The organism is Aeoliella fuhlenseeensis (assembly GCF_052161615.1).
In the GTDB taxonomy this organism is placed as follows: Bacteria; Planctomycetota; Planctomycetia; order Pirellulales; family Lacipirellulaceae; genus Aeoliella.
The window spans coordinates 1,680,455-1,699,870 of the sequence record NZ_CP197417.1; the positions used below are offsets into that span (position 1 = coordinate 1,680,455).

Annotated in this window: 20 protein-coding genes and 1 tRNA gene; 4 read left to right on the forward strand and 17 right to left on the reverse strand. The window is 60.8% G+C overall.

Going from position 1 to position 19,416, the window contains the following annotated elements:
• Window positions 1-343 precede the first annotated feature (343 nt).
• From SH292x_RS06445 to hisD, 3 genes are all read right to left on the reverse strand, one after another.
• On the reverse strand, window positions 344-2,113 hold the full coding sequence (locus SH292x_RS06445; RefSeq protein WP_442484766.1) for an esterase/lipase family protein: 1,770 nt from the start codon (window positions 2,111-2,113) through the stop codon (window positions 344-346).
• A 165-nt stretch (window positions 2,114-2,278) separates the two neighbouring features.
• Window positions 2,279-3,388, reverse strand: a complete 1,110-nt coding sequence (locus SH292x_RS06450; protein WP_442484767.1) for a DUF3616 domain-containing protein — start codon at window positions 3,386-3,388, stop codon at window positions 2,279-2,281.
• Between the two features lie 142 nt (window positions 3,389-3,530).
• On the reverse strand, window positions 3,531-4,898 hold the full coding sequence (hisD, locus tag SH292x_RS06455) for a histidinol dehydrogenase (protein ID WP_442484768.1): 1,368 nt from the start codon (window positions 4,896-4,898) through the stop codon (window positions 3,531-3,533).
• A gap of 160 nt (window positions 4,899-5,058) precedes the next feature.
• Here hisD and SH292x_RS06460 point away from each other — a divergent pair, with 160 nt between their 5' ends.
• The 3 genes from SH292x_RS06460 (at window position 5,059) to SH292x_RS06470 (ending at window position 8,748) form a co-directional block, all read left to right on the forward strand.
• Window positions 5,059-6,093 (forward strand): threonine aldolase family protein, encoded by a 1,035-nt coding sequence (locus tag SH292x_RS06460; RefSeq protein ID WP_442484769.1) that lies wholly within the window; start codon window positions 5,059-5,061, stop codon window positions 6,091-6,093.
• A 45-nt stretch (window positions 6,094-6,138) separates the two neighbouring features.
• Complete coding sequence (locus tag SH292x_RS06465; protein ID WP_442484770.1) at window positions 6,139-7,491, forward strand: hypothetical protein; 1,353 nt, start codon at window positions 6,139-6,141, stop codon at window positions 7,489-7,491.
• Window positions 7,492-7,842: 351 nt separating this feature from the next.
• Window positions 7,843-8,748: a sugar phosphate isomerase/epimerase family protein gene (locus SH292x_RS06470; RefSeq protein WP_442484771.1), complete on the forward strand. Its 906-nt coding sequence runs from the start codon at window positions 7,843-7,845 to the stop codon at window positions 8,746-8,748.
• A gap of 265 nt (window positions 8,749-9,013) precedes the next feature.
• Here the strand turns inward: SH292x_RS06470 and SH292x_RS06475 are convergent, their stop codons facing one another.
• On the reverse strand, window positions 9,014-10,684 hold the full coding sequence (locus SH292x_RS06475; protein ID WP_442484772.1) for a SpoIIE family protein phosphatase: 1,671 nt from the start codon (window positions 10,682-10,684) through the stop codon (window positions 9,014-9,016).
• Between the two features lie 170 nt (window positions 10,685-10,854).
• Entirely contained in the window at window positions 10,855-11,865 is a 1,011-nt protein-coding gene (locus SH292x_RS06480; RefSeq protein ID WP_442484773.1) for an alpha/beta hydrolase family protein, read from the reverse strand.
• 183 nt (window positions 11,866-12,048) lie between these two features.
• Between SH292x_RS06480 and SH292x_RS06485 the strand changes: the two genes are divergently transcribed.
• Window positions 12,049-12,120: transfer RNA gene (locus tag SH292x_RS06485), tRNA-Gln, on the forward strand.
• A 1-nt stretch (window position 12,121) separates the two neighbouring features.
• Here SH292x_RS06485 and SH292x_RS06490 read toward each other — a convergent pair.
• The 12 genes from SH292x_RS06490 to SH292x_RS06545 form a co-directional block, all read right to left on the reverse strand.
• Window positions 12,122-13,297 carry a tyrosine-type recombinase/integrase gene (locus SH292x_RS06490; RefSeq protein ID WP_442484774.1) on the reverse strand — a complete coding sequence of 392 codons (1,176 nt, stop codon included), beginning with the start codon at window positions 13,295-13,297 and terminating at the stop codon, window positions 12,122-12,124.
• Window positions 13,290-13,784: a hypothetical protein gene (locus SH292x_RS06495; protein ID WP_442484775.1), complete on the reverse strand. Its 495-nt coding sequence runs from the start codon at window positions 13,782-13,784 to the stop codon at window positions 13,290-13,292. The genes SH292x_RS06490 and SH292x_RS06495 overlap by 8 nt, the downstream gene beginning before the upstream one ends.
• Window positions 13,785-13,815: 31 nt before the next feature.
• Window positions 13,816-14,154 (reverse strand): hypothetical protein, encoded by a 339-nt coding sequence (locus SH292x_RS06500; RefSeq protein WP_442484776.1) that lies wholly within the window; start codon window positions 14,152-14,154, stop codon window positions 13,816-13,818.
• A 24-nt stretch (window positions 14,155-14,178) separates the two neighbouring features.
• On the reverse strand, window positions 14,179-14,541 hold the full coding sequence (locus tag SH292x_RS06505; RefSeq protein ID WP_442484777.1) for a hypothetical protein: 363 nt from the start codon (window positions 14,539-14,541) through the stop codon (window positions 14,179-14,181).
• A gap of 290 nt (window positions 14,542-14,831) precedes the next feature.
• Complete coding sequence (locus SH292x_RS06510; RefSeq protein ID WP_442484778.1) at window positions 14,832-15,017, reverse strand: hypothetical protein; 186 nt, start codon at window positions 15,015-15,017, stop codon at window positions 14,832-14,834.
• Window positions 14,987-15,271, reverse strand: coding sequence for a hypothetical protein (locus SH292x_RS06515; RefSeq protein WP_442484779.1), 285 nt, complete (start codon window positions 15,269-15,271; stop codon window positions 14,987-14,989). Before SH292x_RS06515 ends, SH292x_RS06510 begins: the two co-directional genes overlap by 31 nt.
• Window positions 15,268-16,836 (reverse strand): hypothetical protein, encoded by a 1,569-nt coding sequence (locus SH292x_RS06520; protein WP_442484780.1) that lies wholly within the window; start codon window positions 16,834-16,836, stop codon window positions 15,268-15,270. Before SH292x_RS06520 ends, SH292x_RS06515 begins: the two co-directional genes overlap by 4 nt.
• A gap of 156 nt (window positions 16,837-16,992) precedes the next feature.
• Entirely contained in the window at window positions 16,993-17,442 is a 450-nt protein-coding gene (locus tag SH292x_RS06525; RefSeq protein ID WP_442484781.1) for a hypothetical protein, read from the reverse strand.
• Between the two features lie 8 nt (window positions 17,443-17,450).
• Complete coding sequence (locus SH292x_RS06530) at window positions 17,451-18,497, reverse strand: hypothetical protein (RefSeq protein WP_442484782.1); 1,047 nt, start codon at window positions 18,495-18,497, stop codon at window positions 17,451-17,453.
• Window positions 18,494-18,805 (reverse strand): hypothetical protein, encoded by a 312-nt coding sequence (locus tag SH292x_RS06535; RefSeq protein WP_442484783.1) that lies wholly within the window; start codon window positions 18,803-18,805, stop codon window positions 18,494-18,496. Before SH292x_RS06535 ends, SH292x_RS06530 begins: the two co-directional genes overlap by 4 nt.
• 2 nt (window positions 18,806-18,807) lie before the next feature.
• Window positions 18,808-19,218 (reverse strand): hypothetical protein, encoded by a 411-nt coding sequence (locus SH292x_RS06540; protein WP_442484784.1) that lies wholly within the window; start codon window positions 19,216-19,218, stop codon window positions 18,808-18,810.
• Between the two features lie 3 nt (window positions 19,219-19,221).
• Window positions 19,222-19,416, reverse strand: a complete 195-nt coding sequence (locus tag SH292x_RS06545) for a hypothetical protein (protein ID WP_442484785.1) — start codon at window positions 19,414-19,416, stop codon at window positions 19,222-19,224.

The window sequence follows — 19,416 nt, forward strand, 5'->3', positions numbered from 1 at the left end:
GGCAGGTTGGTAGAATGGAGGGAGTGGAGGCGAGGAGGGAAGGTGAAGGGGAAGTTGTTGAACAGAAGGGAACGAAGAGAACGAAGCGGGGAGTTTTTTAACAAGAGGGAACAGAGAGAATGGAGAAGTGATTGTTTGGGTGGCACCGACTTTCGGACGGTTTCAACGTTGCCACTGAGACCAACATCGTTCGGCCGATTGTCGGTGTGCGGAGCACAAGAGGTGTTGGAGCTTGGGTACTCGAAGACCTTTTGTCGCAAGCGACACCGACACGTGCCCGATTGATGTCTGCTCACCCAGCACGTGCCAAGCGGGCAAGTGTCGGTGCCACCCGGGGACTCACTCACCGGCACGCGTTCGATTCGGCGTGCAGTCTCAGGATTCGCGCGACTTCGGCGATGGAGTTCTTATCGCGGGTGAGGTCGGTGTGTTTGGAGCCGACGATTTTTTCGCTCTGGACGTTGTAGAGCCTGGCGCTCGATAGGGGGACGACGCCGTCCGTAGGGCCGGGGCTGCACGGGCGGTCGGCGACACCGCAGATGGAGTGGACCGCGATGCCCTGGCGGTACGGCAAGCGGAGCGTGGTTTGGAGGAACGGGTTGCCGGGCTCCAAGAGGTCGATGCTTCGCGGGTAGTGCTTAAAATCGTTGTGGAAGGCCTCGGGATTGTCGCGGAGTAGCTGGGCGTGCTGCTGCTCGATCTCAGGCGGCGTCTCGACGAGCGCGGCACCGATGCGGCCCATGCAGCGCGTGGCGTCTTCGGAACCTTGGTGCGGCGTGCCAATATAAACGACGCGGGCGATGTTAGGGTTGGGGTCGAAGTACAGTTGCTCGACCAAGCGATTGCGAACGTCGGGCGTCGTGACGATCATGTCCGGCGGGCGGTTGGCGAGTGTGTACCACAGTTGATCGCCGCTGTAGGTGATTTGCAGCTTGGCGAGCAGCCCTCCCATGCTGTGGCCGACGATCACCATTTGCGAGAACGCAGGATCTTCGTGACACGGATCGTACGCTTGCTGCACCTCAGCCAGTTGTCGGCGGAGCAGGGCGGCGCTGCGGAAGAACTGCGTCCCCGTAGAGTAACGAAACGCCCAGAACTGGTAGCGGTCGGTCAGGTGGCGATGGGCGCGAAGCTGGTTGACCATGTCGGTCCAGGTGAGCGGATCGGAGAGCAGGCCGTGGACGAACACCACCGGAATCTTGCCGGGCTGGTAGGGTTCGAGCAGGAACAAACCGTCGTCGCGCGTGGAGCTCCCCGGCAGGATGAAGTCGGTGAGCCAGTCGCGATCGCGTCCGCGCGGCGGGTAAGCGAACGGCGCGGTGATGTCGCGAGCGAGCGGGGCGGTGCCGCAACTGGTGGTAATGGTGTCGTTCGAAACGGGGTTGATGAACTCGAGTACAAACCGGTTCGAGGTACTGTCGCAGCCCGGGGCCGGGCGAAGCACCACCGTGGCGGCGAACGACTGCGTGGGCTGCATGAAGGGCTCGCGGACGTTGGAGCGGCGCACCACCGCCAGCGGCACACCAAGACCACCCGCGCGGAACTTGTACTTTACGCTGGGGTCGGAGTAGTGACCGACCGGCGCGAGCTGGGTGAAGTCGCTTGGTTGCCAGGCGAAGCCTTCATAGCTTGCGACGACCGGCGTAAGGCCAGTGGTGCGGCGGACGAGCAAGCCACACTCGGGCGACCATCGGCGATGCTCTTGCGCGGCGATGAGCATCTGCGCGACCGCCGAATGATAGAGCTGCCACTCGGGCGTTTCTTCGATGCCGGGACGCACGCATTCGATGGCGGGCCAGGCGAGCGTGGCGGCCATGAAGTAGTGGTCGACGCACTCGGCTCGCCCCGCTTCTTCGAGCTTGACGGCGCGATCGTACTGAGTCTGGGCGAAAGAAAGTCCGCTGCCCGCTTCATGGAGCGAAGTGAGCTCGACCGGAGTAACGGCTTCGGGGGGAGTCCACGATGGGTGGCGGAGCGAGCAACCACCGACCATCGCGAGCGCGATGCCCGCGAGCGCGAGTTGGTTGTGCAAGTTGTTCCGTCGGCCACGCACGCTCGCACCAGCCGCCTTCCGTGGGGCAATGGGGTTCAGCAATTCCACGGTGCGCAGCATGGCGCGCCGGGTCTCCATGCGAAAAGATACACCACCTGTTGCGCGCGGCGGATGTGCAAGGGGAGAAACGTCAACTCGGCGCGAAGTTTTTTCGCGGGTCGGCGTTGCATTGCGTTCGATCGGTCGACTTTCGCTCGGCGGCAAAGTTTGCCAAGGGCGCACCAACTACCGGGCTGCGGGTGCGCTGAGCAAGTCGGCGTAGTCGTACGTGGTGCTGCGGAAGCGACGCTGGCTGTGGTCCTTCAGGTCCTTGCAGGGGCAATCGTCGGGCCCAATGGGCCGGGTGCCATCGTCGCTCAGCACCAGCAGGCGACCACCTTGGTAGTCGGGAAGCACGGCGATGGCTTCGGGGTTGAGGTCGCCGAGGTCGAGCGCGGCAATCGGCTCGGGGCGTGTGTTGTCGCCGAGCCAGCGGTAGATCCGCGGGTGATGCTCGTCCCCTTCAGGATCGTTAGCGGCGATTAAGTAGTAACCATCGTGCGACGACATGCCACGAATGCCATTGCCGTCGAGGTCGAGCAATTTCGGCGGGGCGAACCGTGCGGTTTCGCCTTCGAGGACTTCTTCGGGATTCTTCAGCGTAGCGATGAGCGTCTTGCCATCGACGAGCGGATTTCGGAAGCCAATGAGCAACTCGCCAGATGGCGTATCTGTGATGCCTTCGATGCTCAAACCACCCTCGGCCTTCGGCGCTTTGCCGGCGGCGGTTTCGAGATCAAACGCCGCGTACTGCGGATCGGCGAACAGATCGTCGAGCAGTTCGTCGTAGGGCGTTCCGTGCGGAACCAGCTCGAGGTTGTCGCCGGCATCTTCGATTGTTGTGGCGAAGAAACGCATCCGCTCGGTGGCCTGTTTGCCCGATGACTTGCGACCGTGCGAGGCAATCCAGTAGATGGTGTCGCCGAGACGAGCGGCCCCTTCGATGTCGACCTCCATCACCTTGGGAGCTTTCGGCTTGCCATCGTCGGGCTTTGGTTTCTTGTTGGGCTTCTTCTTCGAGTTGGCTTTCGGGGCCTTTGGTGGCTTTACGACGTCGAGGAATCGCGAGACCTCGGCTTGGTAGAGCGGTTTGCCATCGCCGCCAGCTTGGTAGATCACTAGCAGATTGAGTTCGTCGTCGGCCACGGCAAATCGTCCGCCGCCGAGATCCACCACGCCGGACGCATCGCAGATTCCTTGATGCTCGACGATGGGAGAAGGGGGCGTGGCAGCCGTGGCAAATTGCGTTGCGGCAATCGAAAGGACGAACAACGCAAGCAGCAGCAAGCGGGGCATGATGATCTTCTCGTGCGAGTTGATGAATCGTGCCGAGCGCCTGACCGCTGCGGCAAAAACGTACCTGCAATTGTAGGTCGCGGGGCGGGGCGGGTAAGGCGGAAAATGCCGTATTTGCCGAAGCTTGCGGGAGCGTAAGGAACTACCGCACGCGCCGCGAAACGCTCGCGGCGTGGGCCGTCAGGCCTTCTTTGTTCGCCATCAGGAGCACGTCGTCGGCCACCGCGTCGAGGTTCTCGCGGGTGTAGCTGATGACGCTGTTGGTCCGCAGGAAGTCGTTGCTCGACAGGCCACTCGCGAAGCGGGCCGTTGCGCCGGTGGGGAGCACGTGCGAAGGACCGGCCGCGTAGTCGCCCACGGCGACGGGGGCGTAGGGACCCAGGAACACCGCGCCCGCGGCGCGGATCTTGTCTAAGAGATCTTCGGGATTCTTGCAAGTGATGTGGAGATGCTCGGTGGCGAGTGTGTTGGCGAGCTCGGCGGCTTCGTTGCGATCGCGAACCAAAATGAGTGCGCCGAACTCTTCGAGCGCGTGGCGAGTCAGGTCACTTCGCGACAGCTCGGCGAGTTGCGTGGTGAGTTGTGCTTCGACGGCGTCGAGCAGCGGCGCGTGCCAAGTCACCAGCACACTGGAGCCCGGCGAGTGTTCGGCTTGCGCCAATAGATCGGCGGCGGTCCATTCGGGGTTGGTGGTCTCGTCGCCGATGACGATCACTTCGCTGGGGCCGGCGATCGAGTCGATGTCGACTTCGCCGAATACATGCTTCTTGGCGAGGGCGACGAACAAGTTGCCCGGGCCGACGATCTTGTCGACGGCTTTCAATACTCTCTCCCCCTTGCGGGGAGGGGAACTAAGGCCATACGCCATCGCGGCAACCGCTTGCGCCCCGCCCATGCGATAAACTTCACCTATGCCGAGTTCATGGCACGTGGCAAGCAGGTCCTGGTTGTAGCTGCCGAACGGCGTGGGGGGAGCCACGACGACGAGCTCCTTCACCCCCGCGGCTCGGGCGGGGAGGGCGGTCATCAGCACCGTCGATGGATACGCCGCCGCGCCGCCGGGGACGCAGAGGCCGGCACGCTCGATCGGAAGGTACCGCTGCCTGAGCCAACCGCCAAGTTCTAACGCAACGGTGGTGTCGCTGTGCAAGATGGCGGTTTGAAACTTCAGCACGTTCTCGCGAATGCGGCGGAGCGTGGCGAGGAACTCGGGGTCGGCGGCGCGGTGGGCTTGCTCAAGTTCTTCCTGCGGAACGCGAATCGTCTCGGCGGTGAGCGTCGCGCCGTCGAGCTTCGCGGTGTACTCCAGCACCGCGTCGAGCCCTCGCTCGCGGACATCGCGGCAGATGCGCGAAACCACTTCGACCGGCGACAGCGGCTCGCCGAACACCTCGATGGTTTTCTTCCGCCCCGCCTCGCTCACGACGTCACCACTCGAAGGAGCCAGCTTCGCACGGAGCGTGGCAATCTGTTGTTGGGCGTCGGGCGTGCGGGTGTCGATGCGAAGCATGTCTGGGGTCTGGGGGCTGGGGGCTGGGGGCTGGTGCAGCGTTGCGCTGAGAGCATTCCCACCCTAGATGTCTGACAAACAAATACTGGTCACGTATGATACACACTCGCGAACCCCAGCCCCCAGCCCCCAGCCTCCAACCTCCAGCTCGTCCCCAAAAATGATCGATTTACGCAGCGATACGGTGACCCTGCCGACCCCCGAGATGCGTGCCGCGATGGCGTCGGCGGAGGTGGGGGACGACGTGCTCGGCGAGGATCCCACGGTGCTAGCCCTCGAGCGGCAGGTGGCCGAGATGCTGGGCAAGGAGGCCGCGTTGTTCGTGCCGAGTGGCACGATGGGCAACCAGCTTGGCGTGCGGGTTCACTGCCAGCCGGGAGATGAGTTCCTGTGCGACTCGCAGTGCCACATCTATCACTACGAGCAGGCCGCGTACGCCCAGCTTTTCGGCGTCGCCACGCAGCCAATCGACACGCCGCATGGACTGCCGACCATCGCGCAGCTTGCGCCGCGCGTGCGTGGCAGCGACTTCCATCACGCCCGCACGAAGTTGTTGTGCCTGGAGAACACGCACAATCGAAAAGGGGGTGTAGTGCTCGATGACGATGGAGTGGCGGAGGTGTGTGCGTGGGCGGCTGAAGCGGGGCTCGCGCGGCATCTCGACGGCGCGCGATTGTGGAACGCCTCGGCAGCCACAGGTCGATCGCCGGCGGAACTGGCGCAGCACTTCGACACGGTGAGCGTTTGCTTCTCGAAGGGACTTGGTGCGCCGGTGGGGTCCGCGCTTGTCGGCCCGCAGAGATTAATCGACGAAGCCCGCCGCGTTCGCAAGGCGCTCGGCGGCGGTGTGCGGCAGATGGGCATCCTGGCAGCCGGTGCGCTGCATGCTCTCGAGCATCATTTTCCACGACTCCACGAAGACCATGAGAAGGCCGAGGTGTTCCGCGCGATGCTCGACGATGCCCCGCACCTGACCGTCGAACGCCCCGACGCCCAGCTAACGAACCTCGTGTTCTTCGCCATCGATCCCGCCTGGGGAACAGCCGGGGAGTTCGCGAAAGAGGCCGGTGAGCAGGGCGTGGCGATGTTTGCGCTCGACCCTACGCGTGTCAGGGCGGTGATGCACCGCGATCTCACGCTGGACCAAGTGCAAGAAGCAGGGCGCGTGCTGCAATCGCTGGTAGGTTCCCGTTAGAATGGCTCCAGCAGAACTCTTCTCTGGGGGCCGCGAATGTTTCGGATGCCAAAATTCACGATCGCGGGACTACTGTGGCTCACCGTCGCGGTGGCGCTGGGGTTCGCGATCAGCCAGGGGCCGGCACCGGAGGGGGTTGGTCCGCAAGATTGGAGTCTCTGGTTTCGCTATCACTGGCAGATATCGTTGATCACGTGTGGTGCCGTGATGGTGCTGTTCGCATTAGTGCAACAGGGCCGAAGATACTTGGCGGTAGCTCGCGTCACAGAGGAGCAGGCCCAGTTTTCTATAACACTTCAAGCAGTCTTTTGCATCGGGCTTGCGAGCGCGCTTGCTGCTGTCTTGATTATCCACTTCCTAATAAATCGCCAATTTGTTTCCGAGTTTAGGCGGTACTACATTTCGTATCTCTACGATGATCTTTGGCGATCGCTTGTCCTGCAATTAGTTCTAATTGCGTCGCTGCTGCAGTTTCGTGTTCGTCCAGCGGTAGAATCGCCAGCATCGTTCGGAACTCGGGTAGTCAACGTTCTAATTCTCATGGGTGCCAGTGTGTGGCTTGGATGGATCGTTACCAATGGGGCAACGATTACCATGCTTGTCCACGCCGCAATTAACGCTGTCGAGGCGGCAGAGCCGACGTGGCTGCAGCGTAAATCAGCGTTTCCAAGCCATGTTGCCGAAGGCTATCGGACATTCTGGACAAGCTTCGGCGCTACCGTGACCGCCGGATTGGCAGCTCTTATCTTACTAGCTGATGGGACGATACGTGGGAGAACCGCGCGGCTCTGCCTTCGGATCTTGTTTGCTGTGGCGATTGTAGGACTTGCAGGATTCGATGGGTGGTTCTTCATCTTTGAGTATCCACGAATGAATCCAGACTTCGCATCCGTAGGCGCGGCGCGCCTCTGGTCGGACGCGCTCGCTGGTTTGCTTTTGTATTGTGGCGCAAGTGTGGGGCTTGCCCATTGCAGCAGCGTTCGTGGGAGTCCGCAGCTGGCTGGTCCATTCATCCCCAAAGGTGGTGTGTTTGTTTTTCTCGGAGCACTGCTTATTAGCGTTGCAGGTGCGTGGCCAGTTCTCAATGCACTAGGACTATTCTTCCCTCGATTACTCACTTCCCCTTTCAGCGTGGCCACAATGGGGTTGTTAGAGACGATAGGAGATATGGCACTTTCACCAGAGGTTCTTATCTCCGTTTTACTGACGATCTGCGCATTCGCCGTTGCTTGGCAATACCTCCGCGGTGTGGACACCGCGAATCCAATAGCATTGATTGATCCTCGCTACTTCGTCCATCAAGTTGGCGCATGGTTGGTGCTCTTCGTCTGCGCTGTTCCCGCACTCGCGGCTTTCGCAATGTGTTACTGGCTCGGACCCTTCGTCCTCGGGTTCTAGCTCGTCGCTCGTTCAACAGCCGGACCGCCACGCGGTCCGCGAAGAAACCCACCATCAAGTTCGCCTCCAGGGTGGCGCTCTGCTGCGTTCCACTTCGTAGAATGAGATCGGGGCTCTTGCTTCCTTTGCTCCCTTCGTTTCCTTCTGTTCAACTCTTCCTCCCATTCGCGAATATCCGCGTCCATTCGCGGGCCCAAAGGTTTTTCGGAATAACCCGAATTCTGGCGAATCCGGCTACATCCCTGCCTTGGCGGGATTCCGTCGTTTGTTTGCATTTCGCGAGCGTCTCGGCGACAATCGGCGGGCGTGTTGGATGTTTCGAACACTCCTCTATCCACAAGCGGTGCCATTGTGACTTCTCTCTTTGAATCAGCTTTGCAGCGTCGACAGTTCCTCGCCACCAGCGCCGCTGCGTTGGCGGCGAGCATGCTTCCAAGTGCCGTGACTCGTGCAGCGGAATCTAGCGTTCCCGAGAATCGCGGGCGGATCTACAAGTCGGTGAAGTGGGGCATGATTGGCGCTGGAGGTTCGGTGCTTGAGAAGTTCGAGCTCTGCAAAGAACTCGGCTACGACGGCATGGAGCTCGAAGCCCCGCTGCGGCATGACGTGGCCGAGGTGCTCGCCGCGTCGAAAGCCACCGGTATGCCGGTACATGGCACGGTCGATCAGAAGCATTGGGCGGTGCGGCTCAGCTCACCCGATGCGAAGACTCGCGACGAAGCACGGAACGATCTCTTGGTATCGCTTCAAGAGACGCACGACTTTGGCGGCGACAGCGTGCTGTTGGTGCCCGGCAAGGTGGGAGGCGACGACGAGACGCACGATCATGTGTGGGAGCGCTCTATTGAGCAGATTCGTCTCGTACTACCAACCGCCAGCAAGCTTGGCGTGCGGGTGTTGATCGAGAACGTGTGGAATGGCTTCTGCGAAACGCCGGAGCAGCTTCGCGACTACCTCGACGAGATCAACAGCCCGTGGGTTGGCTCGTACTTTGACATTGGCAACGTCCAGAAGTTCAGCCCCAGTGCGAATTGGATTCGCGTGCTAGGTGAGCGGATCGTAAAGCTCGACGTCAAGGATTGGGGCACGAGCAATGGCTTCTGCAAGATCGGCGATGGCGATGTGGATTGGCCCGAGGTCCGCAAGGCGCTCGCCGAGATCCGGTTCACCGGTTGGTGTACCGCCGAGGTCAATGGCGGTGGGCGGGAAGAACTCGCGGACATCGCCGCGCGGATGGATCGCGTGCTGGCGCTATGATCGTTTGTGCGTTGACCCTGGTGTCATTCTGAGGGGATTAATGCGACCCGAAGAATCTCACCCCTAAATAAGCCTCAAAAAATGGCAACAGAGATCCTTCAGTCGCCGGGGCTCCCTCAGGATGACATGGTTCGTGGCTTGCTCTCAGTCATGCGTCACTGGGGGCTCGTGGAACTCGTCCCCAGCCACCCCTAGCGTAATCCAGTGGCGGAGGAGATCCTTCGGTCGCTTAGGCTCCCTCAGGATGACACAAACGCAGGGGAGTTCACACGCACCGGCCGAAGCAGGCTAGGCACATGTCGTCGCTTTGGGCGAAGTCGCCGACGAACTTTCGGACGTCAGCCAGGACGTGGTGGCCCAGGGCTTCGACGTCTTCGGTCCCAGCGGCAATTTGCGCAGAAAGGCGTTCCAGCGTGTAGAGGTCGCGCGACGAGTTCATCGCCTCGCTAAATCCATCCGTAAACATGGTGACCGACTCGCCCGGGGCGAGTTCGATCTCAATCGACTCGTACTCGAAGTCGTCGATCACGCCAATCGGCAGGCCGGCGATTTCGTCCCCCACCTCGATCACTTCACCCGATGTCCGGCGAATGAAAGGAGGCATGTGGCCCGCGTTGACCAGCGTCATGATGTTGGTCGCAGGGTCGACCACCGCCACTAGCATCGTCACGAATCGACCGGCCCAGTCGTGCTGAGCGAACGTGTTATTGGCTTTGGTTACCGCGGCGGCGGGGGACTTCTCGCTCGCCAGGCTGAACCGCACGTCGCTCGACAGACGGGCCATGAGAATCGCGGCGCTCACGCCCTTGCCGGCCACGTCGCCCAGCACCACGGCGAACCGCCCGTCGGGGAGCATCACGTAGTCGTAGTAATCGCCACCGACCTGCCGTGCCGACTCGTAGTAGTCGAAGAACTTGTAGCCGGGCACTTTGGGGGCTTCGGAGGGCAACAGGGCTCGCTGCATCCGCGCGGCAAGGTCGAGGTCGCGTTGCAGCGCTTCCTGCTCGATGGCGAACTCGTGCATCCGCGCGTTATCAATCGCCACCGCGGCTTGGCTCGCCACGGCGGCGAGCACTTCGAGGTCCTCGTTGGCGAACTTGCTTCGCTGGTTGCTGGTGTCGACCTGGATGACGCCGAGCGCCTCGCCCTCGGAGTTGAGCATCGGGGCGCACATCATCGAGCGAATCTGGAAGTCGGCGATGCTCTCGGCCATGCTGAACCGCTCGTCGGTCGCGGCGTCGGCCGACAAAATCGCTTGCTTGCTGTTCATCGCCTGCTCGACGATCGTGCGGCTGATGCGGGTTCGCTCTTCGCGGTCGGCCTTGCGATACTTGTCAGCCACTGGGACCAGCGGAGCGTCCTTTTCAGGTCGCATGATCACGAAGCCACGGTCGGCCTGCACGAAAATCTTGAACAGGCTGTCGAGAATGCGGGGCAATAGTCCTTCGAGCTCGAGCGTCTTCGCCAGATTGTTCGAAATCTCGATCATCGCGGCCAGCTTTGCTTCGGGCTTGGCCGACAGGTTCACGCTCGCCGTGCCACCCGACACATCGAGCGTTGCCATTACGCTCGCTGTGTTGTTATCGTCGAACATCGCCGCGAGCGAGGTATCGTCCTTCGGCCGGTGTCCGCCGAGCGCCACTTCGTCGTCGGTGTGGACGGCTAGCACTTGATCGCAAATCAGAATGCGGTCGCCGTGATTCAGCGCAGTGCGGCGTTTGACGGGCTGGTCGTTGACGAACGTGCCATTGCGGCTTTGCAGGTCCTCGACGTAGTAGGTGCCACCCTCGGAGATCATGACCGCGTGCTGGCGACTCACGGCCGCCACGTCGAGCGGAATGTCGCAGTCGCTGCTGCGGCCAATCACGGCACGGCCCGATCGCAACGGAATCCGCCGCCCTGGCTCGACGCCTTCAACAATTTCAAGGTACGCCATAGCGGTGCTTACGCGGTCGGAGGGAACAGCCTGGCAATCTTACGTGGAGCGTATGCCGGCGGTGGGTGTGGGGGCTGGCCCGGACGCCGTGCCCCCCGAATCTTAGTCCACCTATCTTAGAAAGTGCCGTGCCCGCGTGGAAGTAGATGGCCGGGGGCCGCCAACTGACCCTACTTGTGCTCCCAGGTGTCGGCTGGCTCGAGGATCTTGCGGACTTGGTCGCCCGATTCGATCCACTTTTTGGCCTCCCCGTCCTCTTTCAGGTAGGTATCCCAGAACGCGGTGGAGGTGGCGAGGATCGCACGATGATGGTTCTCGTTGCGGTTCCCGCGGTCGCGCGGCCGGGCGCGGTGGCTAAACGCCGAGTGGTCGGCCCCGTCGAGCACCAACTGAAACTTGTCGCCGGGCGGCAGGGCAGGGTAGACCTTCAGCCGGCTTTCGGGGGTCTGATCGCCAATCGGCGAACTATCTTCGGTGCCCGTGAGCAGCAACCAGGGTAGCTTCACCTCGCCAAACGCACGGTCGGGACTGCCGGCTCGCGGCGTGCTGGGGCTCATCATCACCGCGGCATCGATCCGCGGATCGGCGAGTGTCCGACCCGCGACGAACGCCTGTCCCGAAACGGCCTGCGTGGTCACCGCGCCAAAAGAGTGGCCCGACATGCCAACGTGCTCCAGATCCATCCGGCCGACGAGTTTCTTCGTGCTGCTATCGCTTCCTTCTTGCGTGGTGTCGGCTGCGTTCCACACTTTCAGTTGATCGAGCACCGCGGGAATGTCCTTCACTCGCAGGGCAAAGTTGTCGGCGCTGGCCGCGTCGCGCATCTTCCCCATGATCTCCCTCGGCCGAACGCCTTTCCAAACCGACTCGTCACTCCCAGGATGCTGAACAAACACCACGACGTACCCCCGCCCAGCCCAATGCTCGCCGAGATAGGGATTGTTCATCCGCGACCCACCCAGCCCATGACTAAAGAGAACCACCGGCGCGGGATCCTTCAAGTTCGGAAGGTAGATTCGCACCGGTATCTCGCGGTCGCGCTTCGCGTCTTCGATCGTGAGATCGATCGGCGCGGGGAGCTTGGCTTTATCGACGGCAAGCGGATCGTACTCGGCCGCCGCCGAGGCTTGTACGAGTAGCAGTAGAACAATGGTGGTTAGAAGCGGAGTAGAGGTTTTCATAGCGCACCAAGTAGGAGAAACAGGAGGACGCGCCCGCCAATCTACGTGCCGCCACACGAAGAGCAAGAGTTTGAACCCCGGACCGCTGGGGGGGGACCGGGCGGGGTGGGGAATTCGGACGTTCCGGCCGGCCTTGATTTTCCGAACCCCGCGGCCTATTCTTGTGTCCCTGCCTCCGCTCATTGGGGAGTGGTGTAATCGGTAGCACGAAGGATTCTGATTCCTTTAGTCGGGGTTCAAGTCCCTGCTCCCCAGCTTAATTTTCGCCTGATGGTACCTCAGATGGTACCTCGGCGGCCGGTTTGTGGTTCTCCCACAACGCATCGGCCAGTTCGTCGCATTGTTCCTCCACGTAATACGCCATCGTGGTGGCAATGTCCGCATGCCGCATCAGCGACTTCAACCGGGCAACGCTCATATTCGGGCGACGGGAAAGCCTTGTGCCGAACGCTCTGCGTAAATCGTGCGCCGACGCGTACTTCGGGCCCTTGTAGCCCGGCTGGCCTTTGGTGCCCACGCTGGGCGTCACAATCACACCAGCAGCCTTGCCAATGTCGCTTACGGTCTGACTGACGTTGACGTAGTGGTGGTGAATGCCCTTGAACACCCGTCCGCGCCGATCGCCCTGGGGGACCGTCAACAGCAACTCGGCCAGTTCGGGGGTCATCGGCAACAGGCGGTTGCGCTTGCCCTTCTCCACCGCGGCGGGGATTCGCAGCATTGGACGCCGGCCCTCCATGTCGACACTGATCGCGTCCGGCCGCTCGTCCCACGATAGCGTCAGTGATTCCGTCAGCCGCAATCCAGACTCCCATAGGGCCCGCAGGTAGAACGTCCACGCCGCGGCCTTGTCCTCGCCCACCTCGCTGGCCACTTTGGCCAACATGCGGTCGAATTCCTCGCCGCTGATCGGTCTGCCTTTCATCGCCCGCTGACCAGCTTTCCAGCCCTTCGGCATGTTGCACTTCGGGACCGTCGCCAGGATGCCTTGCTCCTTTGCCCAATTGAGCACCGCGGCGAGCGTCCGCAGGTGTTTGGCAATCGTGGCGGGCTTCCTGCCTTGCTGCTGGAGCTTCGTGCGGAAGTAGGTCACCTTGGCCGTGGTGACGTCGGCTAGCTTCTCCGGGCGGCACGCTTCCTTGAACACCGACAGCGTGCTCAGGTAGGTATCGGCCGAGCTGACCGCCATTGTGCTAAGGTGGTTGGTGTCGACGTACTCCACGAACTCATCCCAGCCCATCCGGCTCGATCGCTGGTAACGCCCCTCCTGTAACTCAGCCTCCCACTTCGCCGCGGCCTTGGCGGCTTCCTTGGCGTTGCTGGTGCCAGTCGTGCGCGGAACGTGCTTGCCGGTCAGCGGGCACTTGTACCGCATGACTAAGTTGGTGCGGTCGGCATAATGCACTACATGAACTTTGATGGTTTCAAGCATCGGTTTTTCCTTTGTGGATAGATTCGGCTAGCCAGTGAACCATGCCAGCCGGCGAAATATGCGTCTCGTTCTCGGCGCGAAGGAAATGCGTCTCGCTCTCAAAAAAGAAACTAACAGCAAATCCGAATAGGGCACTTTCATGCTTGTTGCCGTCGTCGTCAGTCCAAGCCAACGGCATCCAATCGTTCGCTCGTTTTGGGTCCATGAAAACTTCGGGGAATCGATCCGCGATGCATTCTTCGGCGTCGTACCAACACCTGAAGTGTTTTGCAGGCTCCCACTCAAAATCGCCTCCAGCGAAAATCACTTCGATACTCGGTAAAAGTCGGATACTACTTCCGTCGTCGGCGGGAATGAATACTTGCTCCTGCATCGGTTTTCTCCAGGGGTCCAAGGTCGGGTTAGTTGCTCGGCGCTCGTTAGGGGGCGTCCTGTGCGATCGTTTTTGGGCGACAACTGCGGAAATTCCGCAGTTGAAGAAAAACACCCCGCCGCATCCGTGCAGCGGGGCTTGTGAACTACTTCGACGGTTGACGGTTCAACCGCAATGCGACGCGCTCGGCCACTTCGCGGTACTGCTCGGCGATCGAGTGCAGCTTGTCGACGATGGTTTGCGGCAGGTCGCCGTTGTTGTCGCGATCATCGACCCACACTTCGAAACCGAAGTCAGGGAACTCGCCGTGTTCGTTCCCGGCGATGTAGAACAGGTGCCCCTTAGACTCCCTCTCGGTGTAGCTATCGAAGTCCTCAGAGAACGCCGTCGGGTGATACTCCAGCGAGTAACAGCCCATCCGTTGCGATAGCTTCTCGGCGAGCTTGCCCTTCGGACCGGTCGTCGTCTTTTCGAAAATGGACATATCGAATCCTTCCGTTGTGATGAGTTAAACGCGATCCAGAACGACAGCACCCACAATGCCAGCCACGATGTCGACGGCGCGGTGAGTCATTACGCCCGGTTGTCGCATCGCGTTTTGGATGTGCTCCTTCGTGAACTTGTCGATGTGCAATCCCGAATTGAGCTTCTGCAAGAATCGCTCGGGCTCGACGATGCCAGTGCGGTAGTTGCCCGAAGTCTCCACCCACTTGTACCGCAGCCAGATACCGATGGCCTCTTGGTACATCGCGAAAGCATTCGGCAATCGACCGGCTTCGTGTTCCTCAACGGCAGCATCTAGGACGTTGCAAAGGTTGCCGTAGCTAACACGCTGCGACAGGCGAACAGCCTCGGAGATAATGGCGGCCATGCTTGACCAATCCCTTTCCAGCTCCCAGAGATGGAGCAAAGAAAGTGTTTGCCCGTACTGGCGACTGCAAGGCGGGTTCTGACGCCGCCTCGGGGGCCTTACGGCTTACCCACACCAATACGGGCAAACACTCTGATTTCAGAACAGAATTTAGCATCAGAACTCCAGATTGTTGCCTTGGTTGATCAGAAAAAACCAAGGCGGGTTTTGCAGTCCCCGCATTTTGCTTCACTCCCACGTCCGTCGTCAAGTCCGAATCGAAACCGCCCCAATTCGCTGGGGAGGTTTTGTTAAACTGCGTCGCCCTCCACCTGCACCCGCCCGCTCCACTCCTGCAGCTCCCACCCCACCGCTCCGACCACTTGCCGCTTCGCCCGCTCCCTGGGGGTCCAGGTCGCTTGGATCTCAGCACACCGCTGGCGGATGGTTTCGGGGTCGGGGTCGCCTACGTCATTGCCGCCGTGATCTGCTCGCACGAGGGCACTCTCTTCAGCCACCCCTCCCGATCGGGCGACAGTTCCGCGATTCGTTCCACCGTGTCGCGGTACCGAACTAGAAGGAAGTTCCACGTATCGCACTCCAGAATGGCGGGGAGCTCGATCGCCCCGACCGCGATGCCGAACTCGAATATTTCGGTGAGCTGATCCACCGTGGAGAGTCGCAGCGCGTCGAGCTGGATGTTGCCGGTGTACGTCTTGCGCACCACGTTGCGGATGTGCCAGTCGATCATCGCATTCCCCCGCCGGTTGGTGACTCTTGGACAGTTGAGCCACCACCATTGCTGACCGCCCGCTCCGTACCGCCGACATGGACGTTGATGCTTCGGAGAAGTTGCAGCACCTCTTGCTTCTCGGACTCACTGCCGGCCGTGTCGAGCAGGAACGATCCGGCCTTCTGTCTCACGTCGGGGGCGATCATCTGGGAGTTATTGCGTAGGGCGTCGTCGATGTAGAGGCGTTCGGTGCCGAGCTTGTCATCAATCCATGATGTCCACTCACTGCCGTAAGCTCGCCACCGCTGACCGCGTTGTTGTTGGTAGGCCAATCGAGAATTACGAACGCTCTCGAAAACGTCTTGCTGCCGTGCATACTGGCGTTTTGCGTCAGCCAGTTGACCTTCGGTCTGGGACTTCAGTTGCGATGCGTCCGCCGCCTCGTCGGCCTGAAGGAAGTATTTCGAGTCGATGGTGCCCGTAGCGCTAGCAAGTTGGGTGCGATACTGACCAACCAGCGGCAAGTCCTTTACCAGTGACTCCATTGCCTTTAACGCATTGCCTTCGAGCAGCTTGGGGTTGGCCTTCATCTGCTCTTTGATGAACGGCACCGTGGCTTCGAGCGAGCCTTGCCACAGGTCCTTTTTCTGGATTTGAGCTAAGAGCTCGTTAATCTGCGTGGCGGCAATGTCGACGTTGCCGGCGTGCTTCTCGGCGACCATCTGCGCGGCGAGACCTTCATCGCCGGCCATCCCCAACATGGACGCGAGTTGAGCCCACTGCGTGCTGCCCTTTGCGAACTCGCCGGGGGACGACGCGCCAGGACCGGAGGCCACTGCGAGCTTGTCGAGAACTTGGCCGTATTTGAGGCTCCCCTGGGGGTACAGGTTGGCGACCTTCTGACCGCTGATTAGCGCGCCGCTCGCATCCTCGGGCTTGATTTGTCGGCGTTGTAAGCGGTCGAGGAATTGGTTGCGCTCGTCGTCACTCAGCCCTGCGACGCTTATGTCGCCAGCGATGCCATAGGAAGCTTGTTCGTCGACGATGCCTCGCTTTACGATCTCTCGGGCGACGCCGATGTTCTTGAGGAAGTCCTGTTTGTTCTCACTGATAAGCTGTAGATCGCCGATAGACGCGAGCGAGCTACCGACACTCGCCGACGCTTCCTTGGCAACTTGGTCGATGCTCCGAAAACCTGCGACGATGCCCGAGACGATCGTTCCGAATCCGACCATGCCCGAAACCATGCCGCCGATTCTGCTGGTCATCCCGGCGCCGAAAGCTTTCTCACCAGCCTTGTCGACTTCGTTGTATCGCTGTGCGAGTTTAGTGGCTTGAGTATGCGCGTCCACCAATTCGAGCTTGCCCGCTTTGACCATGCGGGCCATCTCTTCGAGCTTCTTGTTGTACTTCTCTTGCGGCGACAAGTTGGAGTCGGCGATTCGCTTCGCCTGCAACTCCAGGGCCTTAGCTTGCCGCGCCGTCAGCTCCAGCGTGCCATCGACCTTGGCGACGGCCTTGTCTAAATCAGCGAACGCCTTAACACCGGCACGGGCATCGGCGTCTAGTTTCAATGTTGGCATGTTCAATCCTTAGAAAACACTGGCGAAGCGGAACCGCCCGTTACACACCGCGCCGCCAAATTTGCATCAGAGGGGAGCGTCGCGGATCGACTAAGGCACTATGGGTTACAGGAAGTTAGGAGAAATCCCATGTCCCGCTTCACCAAGGGTTTTGCTTTACTCTGCTAAGCGGAAGTGCAAGATGTTCTCAGGGTTTGGGCCACCGTCCGAGGTCGCCGCCATTACCTTCGCGTGGTTGTTCACCGTACCGGCCAGCCCGTTCGATAGTGCCGTCAGCTGCGCGCGGGCGATGTCCATTTGGTCGTTCAGGGCTCCGCGCTCTTGGGCAATCTTCGTTGCCATCTTCGTGAGCACCCTTGCTTCGATCTCCATTTCGGCGAGCTTGGTTTTGAGACCACCAGGCTTGGCACGTTCGTCGGCGAGCAAGCGGGCCGTCTCGATGCGTTTGCGAACCAGGGCGTAGTCGGCTTCCATTTGCAGTTCGGAGCGCCCGAAGATCTTCGCGGCTTCGTAGGCTTCGGGGGTCAGTCCACCACGGTTGGCGGAATTCACGACGGCTTCGCGGTACTTGTTTTCCCACACCGTCTTTTGGTTGGTCTTCAGCATTGGTTCTCCTAGATGAATAGCCCATCGCGTTCATCACGAACACGCGAGCGGATGTAAGATTCCTCATCCGTGATGCCGAGCGTTGCGAGAGTCGCACGCTGACTACGGAACTCGGCCCGAAACTTCTCGGTATTGCTGCCATGCTCGCCGGTCGATTCACCACGCCGCTTGGCTAGCACCATGTCGCAGATTGCCGCCTTGGCTTGGAGCGTCGTCAGGTTGTCGCTAGCCCACTGCTGGGCGAACGATTGGTCGAGCCCCGCATTGGTGGCGATGGTCGACAGCTCCGCGGCGGTCGCAGGTCCGAGGGGTCGCTTTTGTTGAACTAGTTCAACAGGTTTGGCACCGCCGAAACGAGTATCGAGGTAGCGGCTCAGGAACGCCTTAGCCCGTTGCTCCACCACTTCGCGGGTTGCGGTGGCGAACATTTGGTCGAGCACCTTAGTGGCCGCCAGCGGGGCGTCTGCGAGCGACAGTTGCCCACCGAACAGACCACCGCGGGTTGCGGCCGGCTCATCCACGATGTCGATGGCAGCGAGCGCCAGCACTCGGTAGGGTTGCACCCCTTCGGAGTCGACTTCGCTTTCCATCGCCTTAGTGTCCATCGTGCGGGGCGCGAGCGACACACCGAACGTGTCGTCTTCGCCGTCTGCCATCCGCAACAGCCACTCGCCACGCGACATACCGAGGTCAGGGTCGGGCTTCGCGAACGCCAGTTCCGATAGGTGAAGATCGGCGAGCACCGATTGATTGTCGGCGCTCATACGGAATTCGAACCAGCGGCCGAGGAAGGTACCCAGCCCATCGCTGCTCATGTTCGGATGGGTCCACCGGGCTTTGAGTCCCTTCGTGGTGGTGTTGCCGATTTGGAGCACTTGGGCGAGCGTCTTGCCGTCGATCGTCAGTTCGCGGTTGTCGTTCACGCGGCCGGCTTGCAGCACCGTGATACCGCGGATGACACGGGCTTCGCGATCGACCCGGAGCCCCGCGGTGGCAATGCTGGTGCCGCGCAGGTAGAAGTCGGTCGCCGGCGGGGTTGTGGTGATGTTCTTCATTTGGACCTCCGCGGGATAATGCCACCATCGACGTAGCAAGCCACGCTCAGCGGTAGGGCGTTGTCGATGGCCTCCAGAGCCTGCACAGCTACCGGATCGATGCCAGCCGCATCGAACACGGTTAAACTTCGGTCCATCGGCAAACCATGCGTGTCGGCCAAGCAGCTCGACACCCAGCCTTTGATGGTGCCGCCGCCGGCGCACAGCTCTTCGGCGTTGCTCAAGAATTCCTCGCAGTGAGTCGCGAGAGGGAGCAGTGCCGTCAACTGCTGGGAACTCAGGGTCTTTTGAAAATCAGCAAGTCTCATGGTCAAACCTCCGTGGTAGCGGGTAGTGGTTGGCGGCCTTCAATGGCTGCATCGATGTCTTCAGACGCCCATCCAGCGGTCATCAGCGCCACTCGCATGTTGCCGACGATTCGCCGTAGTCGTTCGATTTCGGTGTCGCGCCGCTCGTCGCAATACTCGGCCAGCATCGGAGCCCAAGCGGCGACAGGCACCTCGGCGCGGCGAATGGTAGTTCCGAATCGGTCGAGCTCACCGGCAAACATCTCTCGCAGTTCACCGGGAATCAAAGTCGGCACATTTGGAGCAAATTCGATGACGGCCAGAATCTCGCCGGTGTCTTTGTCGCGGGCGACACGGCGGAAATTGAATCCGGCTCCGCCTTTGCTATCGAACACGTAGACGGCCGCGGCCATCGTGGGTTGTTTCTTGGGCATGGTTCAATCCTTTTCCATTTCGCGAATGATGGCTTCGTAACCCGCTTCGTCGAAGAAAATCAGGGAGTCGATCGCCAGTGCGGGACGAATCCCAGCTTTCGCGATTAGCTCCTCGATCTCCGAGGGACCGGCAAGTGTCTCGTGGCTTATCCGGCCCATCGAGTACAGTTGCCGTAGTGCGGGGGGTAGGGTGATCAT